Annotated in this window: 17 protein-coding genes and 1 tRNA gene; 6 read left to right on the top strand and 12 right to left on the bottom strand. The window is 63.9% G+C overall.

Annotation, left to right across the window (positions count from 1 at the left end):
• Positions 1-15: 15 nt before the first annotated feature.
• The 5 genes from CSV91_RS03130 to CSV91_RS03110 form a co-directional block, all read right to left on the bottom strand.
• Positions 16-1,143 (bottom strand): coiled-coil domain-containing protein, encoded by a 1,128-nt coding sequence (locus CSV91_RS03130; RefSeq protein WP_197736843.1) that lies wholly within the window; start codon positions 1,141-1,143, stop codon positions 16-18.
• Between the two features lie 32 nt (positions 1,144-1,175).
• Positions 1,176-1,706 carry an adenine phosphoribosyltransferase gene (locus CSV91_RS03125; RefSeq protein WP_099431774.1) on the bottom strand — a complete coding sequence of 177 codons (531 nt, stop codon included), beginning with the start codon at positions 1,704-1,706 and terminating at the stop codon, positions 1,176-1,178.
• Between the two features lie 40 nt (positions 1,707-1,746).
• Positions 1,747-2,625 carry a transcriptional regulator FtsR gene (gene ftsR / locus CSV91_RS03120; RefSeq protein WP_099431773.1) on the bottom strand — a complete coding sequence of 293 codons (879 nt, stop codon included), beginning with the start codon at positions 2,623-2,625 and terminating at the stop codon, positions 1,747-1,749.
• A 3-nt stretch (positions 2,626-2,628) separates the two neighbouring features.
• Positions 2,629-3,063, bottom strand: coding sequence for an FHA domain-containing protein (locus tag CSV91_RS03115; protein WP_172622436.1), 435 nt, complete (start codon positions 3,061-3,063; stop codon positions 2,629-2,631).
• 66 nt (positions 3,064-3,129) lie between these two features.
• Entirely contained in the window at positions 3,130-3,834 is a 705-nt protein-coding gene (locus CSV91_RS03110) for a CDP-alcohol phosphatidyltransferase family protein (protein ID WP_099431772.1), read from the bottom strand.
• Positions 3,835-4,220: 386 nt separating this feature from the next.
• Between CSV91_RS03110 and CSV91_RS03105 the strand changes: the two genes are divergently transcribed.
• Genes CSV91_RS03105 through CSV91_RS03080 form a run of 6 tightly spaced genes read left to right on the top strand, consistent with a single transcriptional unit; the run spans position 4,221 to position 8,903 of the window.
• Complete coding sequence (locus CSV91_RS03105) at positions 4,221-4,949, top strand: lantibiotic protection ABC transporter ATP-binding protein (protein ID WP_055250122.1); 729 nt, start codon at positions 4,221-4,223, stop codon at positions 4,947-4,949.
• Entirely contained in the window at positions 4,946-5,716 is a 771-nt protein-coding gene (locus CSV91_RS03100) for an ABC-2 family transporter permease (RefSeq protein WP_099431771.1), read from the top strand. Before CSV91_RS03105 ends, CSV91_RS03100 begins: the two co-directional genes overlap by 4 nt.
• Positions 5,716-6,531: an ABC-2 family transporter permease gene (locus CSV91_RS03095; protein WP_099431770.1), complete on the top strand. Its 816-nt coding sequence runs from the start codon at positions 5,716-5,718 to the stop codon at positions 6,529-6,531. Before CSV91_RS03100 ends, CSV91_RS03095 begins: the two co-directional genes overlap by 1 nt.
• Complete coding sequence (locus CSV91_RS03090) at positions 6,524-6,772, top strand: hypothetical protein (RefSeq protein ID WP_099431769.1); 249 nt, start codon at positions 6,524-6,526, stop codon at positions 6,770-6,772. The genes CSV91_RS03095 and CSV91_RS03090 overlap by 8 nt, the downstream gene beginning before the upstream one ends.
• 44 nt (positions 6,773-6,816) lie before the next feature.
• Positions 6,817-7,479 carry a response regulator transcription factor gene (locus CSV91_RS03085; protein ID WP_099431768.1) on the top strand — a complete coding sequence of 221 codons (663 nt, stop codon included), beginning with the start codon at positions 6,817-6,819 and terminating at the stop codon, positions 7,477-7,479.
• 26 nt (positions 7,480-7,505) lie between these two features.
• Positions 7,506-8,903: a sensor histidine kinase gene (locus tag CSV91_RS03080; protein WP_099431767.1), complete on the top strand. Its 1,398-nt coding sequence runs from the start codon at positions 7,506-7,508 to the stop codon at positions 8,901-8,903.
• A gap of 604 nt (positions 8,904-9,507) precedes the next feature.
• On the opposite strand, the gene CSV91_RS03075 is transcribed toward CSV91_RS03080, so the two are convergent.
• The 7 genes from CSV91_RS03075 to CSV91_RS03045 form a co-directional block, all read right to left on the bottom strand.
• Positions 9,508-9,584 (bottom strand) — tRNA-Pro (locus CSV91_RS03075).
• A gap of 80 nt (positions 9,585-9,664) precedes the next feature.
• Positions 9,665-10,879 carry a bifunctional phosphopantothenoylcysteine decarboxylase/phosphopantothenate--cysteine ligase CoaBC gene (gene coaBC / locus CSV91_RS03070; RefSeq protein WP_232049548.1) on the bottom strand — a complete coding sequence of 405 codons (1,215 nt, stop codon included), beginning with the start codon at positions 10,877-10,879 and terminating at the stop codon, positions 9,665-9,667.
• 2 nt (positions 10,880-10,881) lie between these two features.
• Entirely contained in the window at positions 10,882-11,601 is a 720-nt protein-coding gene (locus tag CSV91_RS03065) for a zinc ribbon domain-containing protein (RefSeq protein ID WP_099431766.1), read from the bottom strand.
• Entirely contained in the window at positions 11,598-12,407 is an 810-nt protein-coding gene (locus CSV91_RS03060; protein WP_099431765.1) for a Nif3-like dinuclear metal center hexameric protein, read from the bottom strand. Before CSV91_RS03060 ends, CSV91_RS03065 begins: the two co-directional genes overlap by 4 nt.
• Positions 12,404-13,582 (bottom strand): cysteine desulfurase family protein, encoded by a 1,179-nt coding sequence (locus CSV91_RS03055; protein ID WP_099431764.1) that lies wholly within the window; start codon positions 13,580-13,582, stop codon positions 12,404-12,406. Before CSV91_RS03055 ends, CSV91_RS03060 begins: the two co-directional genes overlap by 4 nt.
• A 6-nt stretch (positions 13,583-13,588) precedes the next feature.
• Entirely contained in the window at positions 13,589-14,260 is a 672-nt protein-coding gene (gene rpe / locus CSV91_RS03050) for a ribulose-phosphate 3-epimerase (protein WP_099431763.1), read from the bottom strand.
• Between the two features lie 18 nt (positions 14,261-14,278).
• On the bottom strand, positions 14,279-15,286 hold the full coding sequence (locus tag CSV91_RS03045; protein WP_099431762.1) for an NAD(P)H-dependent glycerol-3-phosphate dehydrogenase: 1,008 nt from the start codon (positions 15,284-15,286) through the stop codon (positions 14,279-14,281).

Below are 15,286 nucleotides of genomic sequence, written 5' to 3'. Positions count from 1 at the left end.
GCTTTATCTGAATAACTAGTAGCGAACGAAGATATAGTTGTTGTTCATGCCGGCGGCAACCGAGCTGATGATAACACCCGTGTTGTAGTCGGAAGCATGAATCATCTGACCACCACCGATGTAAATGCCGGTGTGGTACGAGTTGACCACAACGTCACCGGGCTGCGGATCGGACACACGCGTCCAGCCCATAAAGGTACCCGTGGTGCCCAGGCGGCAATAGCGACCCGTGAGGCAATAGCTAACAAAACCAGAGCAGTCGAAGCTGTTCGGTCCAATGCCGCCCCAGGAATAGGCGCAACCAAGCTTGCTGTATGCACGCGAGACAACAGAACCGCCATCGACGGACTGGCTCGGAGCAGAAGGCGTCGGAGCCGGAGCAGGCGTGGAGGGCTGCGGCGTCGGAGCAGGTGTCGGCGTAGGAGCCGGAGTGTTACCGCCCTCGTTGTTGTTATTGCTGGTCTGACCACCGTTGTTGGTGTTCTCGGTCGTACCGGCAGTCTCGTTGCTCACCGTGGCCTTCTCGGCAGTGCTGGCGTTAATGCCCGCCTGCAGTGCGGCGTTGGCCTCGGCCTCTGCGGCAAGCTCGGCCTGCAGCTGCGAATCCAGGGAGTTCACAACGCTTTGGGCTTCAGCCTGCTGGGCGTTAAGCTCGTCGACCTTCTTTTGCGTGGTGGCGACGTTCTTCTCTTGCTCGGCCTGCTTATCGGTGAGCTGCTGCTTAAGCTCCTTGACCTCTTGAATGGTCTGAGCCTGCTTATCGGAAACTTTGCCGTAGTAGAACAGACGGTTGAGCATATCGCTCAGATCGTCAACGCCCGTCAGAACCTGAAGCAGGCTCAGACCGCCGGTCTTGTACTCGCCGGCGACATAGGTCGAGAGCTTGGCCTGACCGTCAGCAATCTCCTGCTGCTTTTGCGTGATCTCTCCGGCAGTCTGATCGAGCGCCTGCGTCTGCGTGGCGAGCTCATCGTAAATCTGCTGGGTTTGGGTACCGATCTGCTCGAGTTTCGTACGAGCAGCGGCAAGGTCGGATGCGGTATCGGCGTAGGCAGGAGCCGCGAGGCCCAAGCCCAAAACACAAGCGAGGGTTGCCGTAGCAGCGCAGCGTGCCATGTTTTTGTGCGTGTTTGCTGTGCGCATGTAGCTTCCTTTCCAGTAACTAAGGGTAACGGCTAGTCTACCGTCACCAGGCTAAAGAGCTCCACATCGTCATCAGACGGCGTGAGCTTCTCGCGCGGGTTGAGAAACGCAAGCTCAAGGATACACCCGTAGCCCACAAGCTTTGCGCCCATATCTCGCACAAGTTTACCTGTTGCCTCGACGGTTCCGCCCGTCGCGACCAAGTCGTCCAGAATCAACACGGTATCTTTAGAGGTAATGGCATCGGCATGGATCTCGATAGAGTCGGTGCCGTATTCGAGCTCATAGCTCTGGCTCACCGTCTTGCGGGGCAGCTTACCCGGTTTACGTGCGGGAACAAAGCCGGCACCAAGGGCTACAGCCACCGGTACGCCAACCATAAAGCCGCGAGCCTCGGGACCTACGACCTTGGTGATTCCCATGCCGGCAAAGTGCTCGGCTAGGGCATCGGTCATGGCTTTGAGCGCCTCGGGGTTGCCAAAGAGCGGCGTGATGTCTTTGAAGATGACTCCGGGCTCGGGATAGTCGGGGATGTCGACGATTTGAGATTCGAAGTCGTACATTGCATGACCTTTCAATGGGTTGCCGAAATATCAGCAGCGATTATTTGTCCGCGGTGGCGGTGCCGGATTGTGAAGGTGCGACGACCTTGAGCGGCTTTACGAGAGAATCCTCGTTCGAAGCCGGCGCGGTAGTTTCTTCGTTTTTGGCCTTGGTGGACTCGGAGCGAGCAATTTCCTCATCGAGTGCATCGATGTCGGCGTCCTCGACCACGGCGTTGAGCGATTCAAAAACGCGGTTCTTGAGCAGCGCAGTGTGCACACCCTCGGTCAGGTCGTGAAGCTTTTTAAACGCACGTTCGAGCTTGGCGTCGCGCTCGTCATCGGAGGTATCCATGCCAAGCATGCTCACGAGCACCTGCTCAAACATCGAAGACTCGCGGTTTGCCGACGATACGTACTGACGCAGGTTGCGCGGCTCGATATGGAAGCGCGACAGCTCGGAGCAGTAGCGGATGATAGGAAAATCGCGACCATCGACAAGCTCGCGATTCTGCGGGCTCTTGATGATACGAATGAGGTCGTTCTCGGCGAGCGAACGGATAAACGAGATCTCGACGCCCAGCATATCGGGAATGGTCTCGATGGGATGCAGCTTTTGCTTGGTCTCTTTGGGCTCCGTCTTGAGCGGAACATCGGACAGTAGGCCCACCTCGTAGGCGAGCGTAGACAAGTCCGTGGCGTTTTCCAAGCGCTGCTTAATCACGTTGAGCGGCATATAGCGGGTCTTCTGCAGGTGCAGGATGACCTCCAGGCGGTCAACGTCCTCCTTAGAGTACTGACGGTATCCCTTAGGCGTACGATGAGGGGTAATGAGCCCCTCATCTTCTAGAAATCTAATTTTTGAGTTCGAAAGATCGGGGTATGCGCCTCGAAGTAGGTTGACGACTTGGCCGATACTCAGATAGTTGCGTTCGGCCATGCCCTACTCACCGGTTTCGATGCGCTCCGGCGTGCTCTCGTGGTAGATGAGCGTAAACGTACCGATCTGGACGGAAGAACCGTCGTGCAGCGGGGCTGCATTGACGATGGCACCGTCGACCCAGGTGCCATTGAGCGAGCCCAGGTCCTCGATGCGAGCGCCGAGGCCCTCGCGGATAATGCGCGCGTGGCTGCGCGAAACGGTCATGTCATTGAGGAAGATGCCGTTTGCAGGATCGCGGCCGATGGTGGTCACGTCGTCCTCGAGCTCAAAGGCGGCACCGGTCTGCGGACCCTTGACGATGGACAGAACGGGGGCGGTGATGCGCACGTTGGCCATGAGGTCGGGAACGGTGACGTCGCTTGAAGGCACGCGGAATACGCAGGTAACGTCAGCAGTCTTATCATTCTGAGGCATATTGTTAACCATGTTGTCCATGACAACCCCTAACTTATCGCGGACGAGCCGCAAATAATGAACCGTACGTAATCATACCCCAACGAATCAGTCTTCGATTTCGGGGTTCAGAAAGTCGATGTCCTCGTCCTCGGGATGCGCGAGAGCCTGTTTAATGGCCGCTCCGCCCTTAATGGAGTAGATGACAGCGGTGAGCATGGAGAAGATCACGCCGCCATACACAAAGAAGATGCCGAGGGGCACCGAGCTTCCGTTGAGACCCGGGAAGGCCGCGAGGGTCGGAGGTAAAAGGTGCAGGCCGTCAATAACGGGGAACCCGAGCAGCATGAGTGAGAAGCCGGTCATGAGCAGCGCAGTGGCAATTTTTCCGGGAAAGACGACATCGATGGGGCGAGGGTGATAATGACGCACGATAAGCGTGCCGATGCCCAGATAGATGTCGCGGCCGATAATGAGCACGCAGACCCAGATGGGCAGCTCGCCGCGGACTACCAGGCCCAGCACGCCGGTGAATAACAGCGCACGGTCGCAAATAGGATCCATGACCTTGCCGAGCCACGAGACCGTCTTAGTCATGCGGGCGATCTGACCGTCCATCCAGTCGGTGGAGGCGGCAACGGCGTAGATAACGATGGCGATGACGCGGTTGTTATCCGTCACAAACAGGTACAGAAATACCAGGGTGAGGATCAGGCGCGTAAAGGTTATGAAATTGGAGATCGTAAAGATCTTATTCGACGGGTAATCGGAAGTGCCGATAAGCTCCTTTTTGATCTTCTTTTTGATGCCCACAGGACTCCCCCGCTGGTTAACGACAAAACTTTCGATACTATACCCGTTCCGGCGATGTCTATCCAGCGTAAGCATAGAGAGTCCAGACATGTGGAGGGCGCCTCTGGGCTGCGCTGGATTCTGCATTTGTGTACATAGCCTCCAAAAGTGACATTTTTGGCATCTTTGGTGGCTGGTGTACACGTTTTGATTCGGTGATTACATCGATCGGGAAAGTTGTTGCTTTAAGCAAATGCGTGCGGGTCGAGATTGGCTGGCGCCAAAAGAGCCCAACGGCCGTTACGGCTTCGTTAGAAACGCGCCCCACCATGGATGGTGAACCCGAAAGGTAAGACGCGCGGGCACGGTGAATCGGCCCGCGCGCCCGGAAGAGAAAGGATAAACCCATGGGTTACATGCTCGAGACGCGTGGGCTCACCAAGCGCTTCGGCCGCGGCGACCAGGCGCAGGACGCCGTGGCCGACGTGAGCCTTCATATCCGCGAGGGCGAGGTGTACGGGCTGCTCGGTCCCAACGGCGCCGGCAAGTCGACAACGCTCAAGATGATCTGCGGGATGCTGCGGCCGACGGCCGGGGAGATCCTCTTTGCCGGGCACGCCTGGCGCCGCGAGGACCTCTACGCAATCGGCAGCCTCATCGAGGAGGCGCCGCTCTACCCCAACCTCACCGCGCGCGAGAACCTGCGCGTGCGCACCACGCTGCTGGGCCTTCCCGAGAGCCGCATAGATGAGGTACTCGCCGCCGTGGACCTCGCGGACACCGGGAAGAAGCGCGCCGGGCGCTTCTCGATGGGCATGCGGCAGCGCCTGGGGCTCGCGCTGGCGCTGATCGCCCGGCCACGCCTGCTCGTGCTCGACGAGCCCACCAACGGCCTCGACCCCATCGGCATCGAGGAGCTGCGCGACCAGATCCGCGGCTTCGCGGCGGCGGGTACGACGGTGATCGTCTCGAGCCACATCCTCTCCGAGGTGCAGCAGATGGCGGACACCATCGGCATCATCTGCGGGGGGCGCCTCGCCTACGAGGATGCGCTTCGGCCTGGGCAGGACCTCGAGGAACTCTTCATGAGCTTCTGCCGGGAAGGGCGACGGGCGCGCGGGGAGGTGGCGGCATGACGGGCGAGAAAGGCGGCCTGCTCGCGGCCCTGCGCGCCGAGGCCCTGAAGTCGCGCCACGCGGCACCGGTTCGCCTGGCCGTGCTCATGGCGCTGCCGATGCCGCTGCTCGGCGCGATGCCCTACCGGGGCGTGCAGATCTTCAGCGCGTGGAACTACTGGTACGCGCTCTTCCTGCCCGTGTCTCTCTCGCTCGTGGTGGCGTGCGTCGCGCGGGCGGACGCTCGCACGCGGATGCGGGGGCTTCTGGGCCTGGGCTTCCCGCTCGGGCGCGCCTGGTGGGCCAAGGCGCTCTGGTGCCTCGCTCTCTGCACGCTCTCGAACCTCGTGGTCTTCGGCATCTACCTCGCGGGATCGGCGTTCTCCTCGCAGGGCCTCACGGCCGCGGGCACGCTCACGATGCTCCTCTGCGCGCTCGCCAACACGGTGACCGCGGCGTGGATGATCCCCGCAGGGCTCTTCCTCACGGCGCGGCTCGGCATGCTCGCGGGCATCTTCTGCCCGCTCGCCGCGCAGCTCGTGGGCGGGTTCGCCTGGTCGCTGGTGCCGCTGCCGCAGCTCTTTCCGCCGTCGGCGAGCATGGTCATCCCCACGAGCTTCATCCCCGTGCTGCCGAGCGGCGAGCCGCTCGCGGCGGACATGGCGCTCGGCGGGGCGCTCGCGGCGGACGGCATGCTCACGCTGGCGGGCCTTGCGGTCAGTGCGCTCGCGTTCGCCGCGCTCACGGCGGCGGGCGCGGCCTGGTTCGCGCACTCCGAGGAGAGGTGATGGCCATGTCACGACTCTCCGACCCGACGCCGCGCATGACTCTCTCGCAGGCCCTACTCTCCGAGGCCCTGCGCCTGGCGCGCTCCCCGCTCACGGCGGTGCATCTCGTCTGCGGCCTGGCAGCCGGTCTTGCCTGCGGCGAGTACTTCTCCGTAACCCGATGGGACCCGGCGCTGGGCGCGGACGCCTACGCCCAGTTCCTCGGCGCCCTCATGCCGCTCATGTCCGCCATCGTCTGCGGACTCGCCGTGGACGAGGAGCGCGCTGCCGGGCGCCTCGCCAACCTCACGGCGGTCCCCTCGCGCGGGCGCGCCGTCGCGGCGAAGCTGCTCGCCCTTGCGGCGCTCGGCGCGGGCGCGCTGGCCGTGGCGCTCGGCGTGTTCGGGGCCGTGCTCGCCGTCGCCGGGCGCCTGCCGCTCGGGCCCGCTCCGCTTGCGGCCGCCTGGGCGGGCATCGTGCTGGGCAGCCTGCCCCTCTACGCGCTGGGGCTCGGCGTGGCCCTGCGCCTCGGCCGCAACGCCGCCATCGGCGCCGGCGCGGCGGGTATGCTCCTCGCGTTCTTCTCAGTGGGCGGACTTGCGCACGGCCTCATGACCGGCGAGCTCACCGGTGCCCTAGCGACGCCCCTGAGCTGGGTGCCGCTCGCCTGGCCCGCGCGCCTGGGGTCGCTCGGGGTGGAGGCCTTCATCGACGCCGCACACGCGGCGGGCCCTCTCCTCACGACTGCGCTCGCTAGCCTCGTTCTCACCCTGGCAGCCGACGCCGTCCTTCTCGCCTGGTTCTGCCGCTTCGAGGACGGGAGGGTAGATGCGTAGGAGGCCGCTTGCCGCCATGCTCGCCCTCCTCTCCGCAGCGCTCGTCCTGGGCGGGAATGCCCTGCTCGACGCTGCGGACGACAGAGGCAATGTCCGAGAGCTCCAGCTCATCTTCTTCGGGCGGGAGTCGGACGGCGAGGGCTGGCTCGAGATCGAGGCGCGCGGCGGCTCGGGTGCGCGCTACCACGCGTGCGACGCGGCCGAGGCACCCTCGGCTGCGCGCAGGGCTCTGGACCGCTGAGTGCGGCGCTAGTACAATTCCGACGAGAGTTTCAGGAGGTCAACATGGCGAGGATACTGGCAGTGGATGATGAGCGGGCGATCCTCGACGCGCTCGCGCGCGTCCTCGGCCGCGACGGCCATGAGGTCGTCAGGGCGGCGGACCCGACGGCGGTCCCGGGGATGGACCTCTCGCGCTTCGACCTCGTGCTCTGCGACGTCATGATGCCGGGGCTCGACGGCTTCGAGCTCGTGCGGCAGATCCGCCCGGACTTCGACGGGCCCATCGTCTTCCTGACCGCGCGCGTGGCCGAGGAGGATGCCGTGGCTGCCTACGGCCTGGGCGCCGACGACTACGTCCGCAAGCCCTTCGGGGCCGCGGAACTGCGCGCCAAGGTCGCGGCCCATCTACGCCGTGAGCGCCGGCCGCGCTCGCACGCCCTCTCCTTCGGGGAGGTGCGGATCGACCTCGGGGCGCGCGACCTCGCCGTGGGCGGCGAGACCGTGCCGCTCACGCCCACCGAGTACGCCATCTGCGAGTACCTCGCGCGCCACCCCGGGCAGGTCATGAGCCGCGCGCAGATCCGCGAGGCGGTGCTCGGCTGGGAGAGCGACGCCGACGACGCGGCCATATCCATGCAGGTCAGCCGCGCCCGGAGGAAACTCTCCGAGGCCGGCGCCGATCCGATCGCGACCGTCTGGGGGATGGGGTACAAGTGGCAGCTCTAAGGACCGGGGCGCGAGGTCGCGGGGGCATGCCGCTCTCCTTCGTCATCGCGCGCTACTTCGCCTACGCGTTCGCGGCGGTCGCCACGGCGTGGCTCGCCTCGTTCATGGCGCTCTCCGCAGCGATCAACGCGGGCTTCGTCTACGAGGCAAGCTGGGGGCCGGCCAATGCGCGCGAGGTCGCGGAGGGCCTGGCACGCGACGGCGTCTGCGGACAGCAGGACGTGCCGACGGCGTACCGCTACCTCATCCTGAATAAGGACGGATACGTGCTGATGACAGACCTCGAGGGCACGCGGCTCGAGGACGCGACGGAAATGGCCCGTGCGGCACTCGCCGCGGATCCGGGCACAGTGGAGATCGAGGGCGGGGGCTCGGGCCTCACCTACGCCGCGTTCCCGCTCAAGGGCGGCGGGGCCTGCGCACTCGCCAGCGAGTACCTGCCGCAGTGGGTCTCGCGCGACCTCGCCGGCCTGCTTCCCAACCCGCAGAATCTCATGCTCGTCGGCGCCGCTGCGGGAAGCGCGCTCGCGCTCGCGCTCGTGGCGCGCCGCGCGAGCCGCGTGATCTCGCGCAAGATGGCGCCGCTCGCGGAGGCGGCGGGGCGCGTCGGCGCGGGGGAGCTCGACTTCGCGGTCGGCAGCACCAACGTGCGCGAGGTGAACGACGTCCTCGCCGCGATGGATGCCATGCGGGCCTCCCTCGCCGAGTCGCTCGAGGCCCGCTGGGCCGCGGAGCGGGGGCAGCGCGAGCAGATGGCGTCGCTCGCCCACGACCTCAAGACGCCGCTCACCGTGCTGCGCGCCAACGCCGACTTCGTGGCGGAGGAGCTGGAAGACGAGAAAGACGCCGACCTCGCGGCCGCCGCGCGCGACATAGCCGGCAGTGTCGAAAGGCTCGACGGCTACGTGCGCCTGCTCATCGAGGCCTCGCGCGGGTCCGGCGGGGCGGAGAGGGCCCCCATGCGGCCGGCCGAGCTCTGCGAGCAGGTCCTCGCCGAGGCCGCCCAGATCGCCCGGGCGCGAGGCGTGACGCTCGACGCGGCCACGGGCCCCGCTGTCGCGGGCGCGCCCGAGGCCCCGCTCGACCGAACCGCCCTGGCGCGAGCCGCCGCGAACCTCGTGGCCAACGCCGCCGAGCACGCACGCTCGCGCGTGGCTGTCTCCTGCGACGTCTCGGGCGGGCACCTCGTCATCGAGGTTGCCGACGACGGACCGGGCTTTTCTCCCGCCGCCCTCGAACGCGGCTGCGAGCGCCTCTTCACGGACGACTCCTCCCGCTCCTCGCGTGACGGAGGCCGCCACTACGGGCTCGGCCTCCACGTCGCCTCCGAGGCCGCGAGCGCCCACGGGGGCTCCGTCTCGCTCGCCAACAGCCCCTCGGGCGGCGCGGTGGCCACCATCGCGGTCCCCCTGTGCGGGGCCTGACGACTTCCTCGTTGTCTACCTCGACTGCGATATGTCGCTCACTGAGGCCGCGACGAGATGGTGCTGCGTCTGCCCCGTTTGGTGCTTCTAGTCTCATCTGCATCTACTGTAAGGCCCCTGCACCCTGCAGGGGCCTTTCTTTTGTCGATTGCTCGAACAATTTGAGGTTCATGGCAAGGTGGTCAGTTTGAGGAAAAATGGGACCATACAGCGGCTCTCAGAGCGTCTGCCACACTCCCCCGCCATTACCTCTGCGGGGTCCTCGTGTAGAGCTCATTCCTCTTGGCGTTTCGCTGCAACAGCCAACTTGTCCACCGATCAAGTGAACTACTGGAATAAATACAGCGGCACGCTTGTTCGTTACAGTCGCTGTATCTGTGTAAATCTCCATGATAAATGCCGCTCGTTCACGGCGTGTACCTGCTGCGCGTATGTAGATTCATATCGCGTTAATAAATCGGCTCAAGCGTGTGCAAAACGCGCAAGTAGCCGAAAAAGGCGATTATCGCGCAGGTAGATTTTTGGCACCCTGTTGCTTACTGAAAACTAAGCAATTGCTTAAAACAAAAAAGGTCAGGCACTAGGTGCCTGACCTGCAAACTTCTGGTCGGGACGACTGGATTCGAACCAGCGACCCCTTGACCCCCAGTCAAGTGCGCTACCAAGCTGCGCCACGTCCCGAAGCTTTTGTTTGTTGCTCTGCTCTCGCTCGCAACAGGGAGTATATTAACCCGAAACTTTGTCCTTGTGCAAGAACTTTTTTACAAATTTTGAAGCAAGTCCAAAATTGTATCTGCGAGCTGGGGTTTTGTTAGCACAGGAAGTTCTTGGGTGCCCGTTGTGCTCACAATCCAGGCCTTGTTCGTGTCGGTTCCAAAGCCCGAATCGGCGCGTGAGACATCGTTGGCGATAATGGCATCGCAACCCTTACGCGCGAGTTTGCGCTGCGCGTACTCCACGACGTTATCGGTCTCGGCCGCAAAGCCGATCACGCACCGCTCTCCCTTTTGGCGCGAGAGCTCGGCCAAGATATCGACCGTCTCGACCAGTTCGATGCGATCCAGGCGTTCGTTGGCCTTTTTGAGCTTATGGTTGGCAGGGGCCGCGGGGGTGTAGTCGGCGACAGCGGCCGCACAAATGGCCGCATCGGCCGTCTGAAAGGCGCTCAGCGCCGCCTGCAACATCTCTGCGGCGGTTTGCACGCGCACGCACTCCACGCCGCGGGGAACGTCGAGCAAAGTCGGTCCCAGCACGAGCGTGACGGCGGCGCCGCGGCGCGCGGCCTCCTCCGCCAGGGCGATGCCCATCTTGCCCGACGACCGGTTGCCAATAAAGCGCACAGGATCGATCGGTTCGTGCGTGGGGCCGGCGGTAATCACGATGCGCTTGCCCGCCAGGTCTTGCGGCACGGGATTGAGCACCCTGCAGACGGCCTCGACGATGTCCTCGGGCTCGCTCATACGGCCCGTGTCCACGTCGCCGCAGGCAAGGTAGCCGCTTCCCGGACCCACCACATGCACGCCGCGGTCGCGCAGCGTGGCCATATTGGCCTGCGTCGCCGGCGCCTTCCACATGCCGTTGTTCATAGCGGGTGCGATCACGATGGGTCGCGGCGTTGCCAGCAGCGTGGTGGAGATGAGGTCATCGGCGATGCCGTTGGCCATCTTAGCGATGATATTGGCAGTGGCAGGCGCCACGACCACCAGATCGGGCTCCTGCGCCAGCGAAATGTGGTGGATGGGGTCAGACGGGTCGTCGAATAGCCCAACCGCGACCGGCTCATTGGTGAGCGCACGGAAGGTGAGCGGCCCCACGAACTCCGTGGCATGCTCGCTCATAACGACCTTGACGCGCGCACCGCGCTTTTGCAGCAGGCGCACGATATTGCACGACTTATAGGCGGCGATCCCGCCGGTAATGCCCAGCAGGATCGTTTTTCCCTCAAGTTGCATTGAATTGTTGGATGCCGCCGTCATCGTTAGGCTTCCTTGCTCGGGAGTACCAGGAGACGGTGGCAGTACGGGCAGTGCGTAATCTCGCTTCCGTCGTGGTTCAGGTCGCTCATGGACGATGCCTGCAGCGCGGTGTGGCAGACCGTGGGGATGTTGCCCTGGATGGTCTCGACGGCCAGGCCGCGGAACTGCTTGAGCAGACGCTCGTAGTCGGTGAACACGTCGGCCGGCAGCGTGGCAGCAAGCGCGGTGCGCTCTTTAGTGGCGGCGTCAATCTGAGCCTGAAGGTCGGCAGCCTTGGCGCGGGCGGCCTTGGTATCGGCCTTCACGCCCTCCTCGAACTTGGCGATGATGGCCTGCGCGCGGGCCTCTCGGTTGAGCGCCTCCTTATGGGCGACAACGACGTCCTTGCGGGTGTGCTCAATCTTGTCCAGACGCTTGGCCAGGGTGGCGAGTTCATTCTCCAGGTCCTGGACCTCGCGGTAGTCGGAGCCGTCGACGTGGCGCTTCTTGGCAGCCTCGATGGCGTTGTTGGTCTGGATCTCGGTGGTGTTGAGATCGTCGAGCTCAATGTCCAGATCCTTGCGCTGGGCGTAGAGCTTGGTCATCTCGGACTTGAGCTTCACATAGGTCTTGCGCTTGGAAGCGAGCTCCTTGAGCTCCGGCATATTGGCAAGTTCGCTCTTGTTGCGGGCGAGCTCCAAATCGATCTGTTGCAGCTTGAGTAGCGTAGCGCCGGCGCTCATAAGTTCTCTCCTTTTGTCACAGTCCACCATTGGCAAGGGTTCAGTATTTTAATCGCATGACTGGGGTCGACCCCGGCGTCAACTGCAGAGTTCATCAATATATCAACGAACGGCTCCTCGGAGCGGTCGTGGCCGAGCAAGATCACCGGCAGCCCGCGCAAGGCAAGGTCTTGCGCCACGTGGTAGCCCGTCTCGCCCGTCACGACAACATCTGCGCCCGCGGCGATGGCGAGCTCTCCGAAGTCGCCCAGGGAGCCGCCCAAAATGGCGACGGTGCGGCACGGGTGATCGGCCTCGCCCCATACGCGCGGGTCGCTGCCGAAGGCCGTGACAGCACGGGTGGCAAGATCGCGCAGCGTGCACGAGTCGTTGAGCGTTGCAAGCGCGCCCAGGCCGGTGGCCTCGGGGTCGTCCACGTGCTCCAGTGAGCTCACGGGTGCGGCACCCAGCAGCTTGCTCAGGCAGACACGGGCTTCGTGCGAGCGGTCCAGGTTGGTGTGGAGCGATATGATGCTCACGCCGCAACGCGCTGCCTCGTAGAGCGCCGCGCTGCATTGGGGGCGTGCGGAATCCGCCGGACAAAAGGCCTCGGGCGCCTTGATGTATATGGGATGATGCGTCAGCAGCACGTTGGCACCGGCTTCTTGTGCGCGTCGAACATTAGCCTCGGTCGCATCGAGTGCGCAGGCAACGCCGGTGATCTCCGCGGCCGGATCGCCAACAGAGAGTCCTACGTGATCCCAGCCCTCGGCGTCCGCCTTGGGGTAGCGCGTCAGCAGCGCACGTTCAAACTCGGAGACTATCATGCGGCGCCTACGATCGACAGCAGCGCTTGAGCAAAATCGTCCAGATCGGCCGGGTCCACACGGTCATCGAAGGAGATACGCAGTGCACCCAGGGCCTGTTCGCGGCCAATACCCATGGCGCTGAGAACATGGCTCGGGTCCATGCTGCCGCTCGAGCAGGCGGAACCGGCCGATACCTCAAAGCCGGCGGCATCGAGCTTGACGATGAGCTCCTCGGAGTCCATGCCGTCGACGTAGATGGAGACCATGCCCGGCAGACGATCGGCCTGTGCGTAGTCGCCCATGGTGGCATGAATACGCGGATGAGCCGTAAGCGTGGCGTAAAGCTTGTCGGAAAGAGCTTGCAGCGTCGTACGCTCCTGGGCCACGCGGGGCGCCAACGTGCGGGCGGCAGCGGCAAAAGCCAGCTGTGTACGCAGGTCCTGCGTGCCCGCGCGACGTCCGGCTTCCTGTCCACCGCCAAAAATGCGGGGGCGCAGTGGCGTGCGGGTCTTAACGTAAAGCGCGCCGGATGCCACAGGACCGCCAATTTTATGGGCGGCGACGGACATAGCATCGAAGCCCAGCTCGGCGGCATCGAGCGGAATGTGCAGATACCCCTGGATGGCATCGGTGTGGAACAGGGCGCCCACGGTATGCGCGGCCGCGGCAAGCTCGCGGATGGGCTGCACCACGCCGGTCTCGTTGTTGGCAACCATGATGCTCACGAGCGCCACGTCGTCGCCTAGTAGCTCGACAAGCGCAGCAGGCTCAATGTAGCCCGCGCGGCAGGGCTGCACCAGGTCGACGGTAAAGCCGGCGGCACGCAGCAGCGGCAGGTTGTCCAGAATCGAATCGTGCTCGATGGCAGATACGATCACGCGGTTACGCTTGCGATCGCGCTGACGAGCGCCCTCGGCAAGACCGAGCAGCGCCAGCTGGTTTGCTTCGGTGCCGCCGTTGGTCAGTACAATCTCGGACGGGCGGACGCGTGCGCCAAAGCTATGGGCGATCTCGCGACGGGCAACCTCCAGGCGCGCGGCGGCCTTGCGGCCGAGCGAGTGCAGCGAGTTGGGGTTGACGCCTGCAAGCTCGCTGTCGTCATATTCGCGCTGCGCAAGGAGCGCCTCGGCGCGCATGGGCGTCGAGGCGGCATAGTCAAGATTCACGGGTATGCGGTTTTGACCTGCGGTCATAAGGGTTTATGCCTCCTGTGCGGCCTCGTTGCCCAGCTTCTGCAGCAGCGCAACCTCGGCAGCGGGATCTTCGGACTTAAATACGGCAGAACCGGCCACGAGCACGTTGGCGCCGGCCTTGACGACCTCGGCAATGTTCTTGGAAGAAATGCCGCCGTCGACCTCGATGAGGGGCGAAACGCCATGGCGCTCGCACATGGCCTTGAGCTCGTGAAGCTTTGCGATGGTGCCCGGGATAAAGCTCTGGCCGCCAAAGCCCGGGTTCACGCTCATGAGCAGCACCATATCGACGACGTCGATGATGCTCTCGAGCACGCACACGGGGGTGGCGGGGTTGAGCACCACGCCGGCCTTGACGCCGCGCTGCTGCAGATGCGTGAGCGTGCGGTGCAGGTGCGTGGAAGCCTCGTAGTGGACAGTGATCATGTCGGCACCGGCGTCGGCGTACCAATCGACCGTCTCGTCGGGGTTCGACACCATGAGGTGCGCATCGACCGGCACGTTGGTGGAGCGCTTGACGGCCTTGAGGATGTCAACGCCAAAGGTGAGGTTGCCGGTAAAGTGGCCGTCCATGACGTCGAAGTGCACGTAGTCGGCGCCGGCGATCTTGTCGAGCTCTCCCTTGAGGTTGGCCATATCGGCCGAAAGGACGGACGGAGCGATTTTAATGGAACCCATGGTAGAAGCCTTTCTGCGCTAGTCGGTGAGTCCGTAGAACTCTTGAGAGGGGACGCGATCGGTAAGAATCTCGAGCGCCCTATCCAAAGTAACACCGTTGTAGAGCGTTTGCTCCACGGCAAAGGTGAGCGGAATGTCTACGCCCAGTGAACGGGCGAGCTCGCTGACGCTGCGGGCGGCGACGGCGCCTTCCACCACCATATGCGTGCGCGTCTGGTACTCGTCGAGCGACACGCCGTGGGCAAACTCGTAGCCAAAGGTACGGTTGCGCGAATGCTCCGAGGTGCAGGTGGCAATGAGGTCGCCCATGCCGGCAAGTCCCATGCAGGTCATAGCTTGACCGCCGCGGGCGTGCACCAGACGGCTGATCTCGGCCAAGCCGCGCGTCATGATGAGGGCAAGTGTGTTGTCGCCCGCGCCCGAGCCCGCGGAGATGCCGCATACGATGGCGATGACATTTTTCATGGCGCCGCAGACCTCGACGCCGGTCATATCCTGCGACAGGTAGATGCGGAAGGCCGTGGACAGCAGCAGCTCCTTAAAGGTCTCCCCCACCTGCTGGTCTACACTGGCGATGACGGCGGCAGAAAGTCCGCCGCGGCAGATCTCCTCGGCATGGTTGGGGCCCGAGAGGGCCGCCACACGACGCTCGTTGCCGATCTCGCTGGCAATGACCTCGCTCATGAGCAGGCCGGACTCAGGCTCGATGCCCTTGGTGAGGCACAGGACCGGAGTCTCGGCATCGATAAACGGCGCTGTCTGACGGCACACGTCGCGCAGATGCGTGGAGGGCACGGCAAAGATGATCGCATCGGCACCGTAGAGCTCCTGGGCGAGCTCGGTCGTTGCTACCACGTTGTCCGGCAGCTCGTAGCCCACAAGGTAGCGGGGGTTGCGGTGCTCGCCATTGATGCCGGTGGCCGTCTGCTCGCTATGGGCCCACATGGTCACGCGCTCGGCTCGCGCGGCAGCAAGTCCGGCGACGGCGGTTCCCCAGGAGCCGGAGCCAATCAGCGCAACATTCAT

Source organism: Collinsella aerofaciens (genome assembly GCF_002736145.1).
GTDB lineage: Bacteria > Actinomycetota > Coriobacteriia > Coriobacteriales > Coriobacteriaceae > Collinsella > Collinsella aerofaciens_A.
Note: the sequence above shows the minus strand (reverse complement) of the source record. Positions and strands in the feature narration are given on the sequence as shown.

Coding starts and splice junctions, on each gene's coding strand:
- rpe (WP_099431763.1), bottom strand. CDS start 14,260: ATGGGTTCCATTAAAATCGCTCCGTCCGTCCTTTCGGCCGATATGGCC.
- CSV91_RS03100 (WP_099431771.1), top strand. CDS start 4,946: ATGACGGGCGAGAAAGGCGGCCTGCTCGCGGCCCTGCGCGCCGAGGCC.
- CSV91_RS03095 (WP_099431770.1), top strand. CDS start 5,716: ATGGCCATGTCACGACTCTCCGACCCGACGCCGCGCATGACTCTCTCG.
- CSV91_RS03065 (WP_099431766.1), bottom strand. CDS start 11,601: ATGAGCGCCGGCGCTACGCTACTCAAGCTGCAACAGATCGATTTGGAG.
- CSV91_RS03090 (WP_099431769.1), top strand. CDS start 6,524: ATGCGTAGGAGGCCGCTTGCCGCCATGCTCGCCCTCCTCTCCGCAGCG.
- ftsR (WP_099431773.1), bottom strand. CDS start 2,625: ATGGCCGAACGCAACTATCTGAGTATCGGCCAAGTCGTCAACCTACTT.
- coaBC (WP_232049548.1), bottom strand. CDS start 10,879: ATGACGGCGGCATCCAACAATTCAATGCAACTTGAGGGAAAAACGATC.
- CSV91_RS03085 (WP_099431768.1), top strand. CDS start 6,817: ATGGCGAGGATACTGGCAGTGGATGATGAGCGGGCGATCCTCGACGCG.
- CSV91_RS03105 (WP_055250122.1), top strand. CDS start 4,221: ATGGGTTACATGCTCGAGACGCGTGGGCTCACCAAGCGCTTCGGCCGC.
- CSV91_RS03130 (WP_197736843.1), bottom strand. CDS start 1,143: ATGCGCACAGCAAACACGCACAAAAACATGGCACGCTGCGCTGCTACG.
- CSV91_RS03045 (WP_099431762.1), bottom strand. CDS start 15,286: ATGAATGTTGCGCTGATTGGCTCCGGCTCCTGGGGAACCGCCGTCGCC.
- CSV91_RS03125 (WP_099431774.1), bottom strand. CDS start 1,706: ATGTACGACTTCGAATCTCAAATCGTCGACATCCCCGACTATCCCGAG.
- CSV91_RS03080 (WP_099431767.1), top strand. CDS start 7,506: ATGCCGCTCTCCTTCGTCATCGCGCGCTACTTCGCCTACGCGTTCGCG.
- CSV91_RS03055 (WP_099431764.1), bottom strand. CDS start 13,582: ATGACCGCAGGTCAAAACCGCATACCCGTGAATCTTGACTATGCCGCC.
- CSV91_RS03060 (WP_099431765.1), bottom strand. CDS start 12,407: ATGATAGTCTCCGAGTTTGAACGTGCGCTGCTGACGCGCTACCCCAAG.
- CSV91_RS03115 (WP_172622436.1), bottom strand. CDS start 3,063: ATGGACAACATGGTTAACAATATGCCTCAGAATGATAAGACTGCTGAC.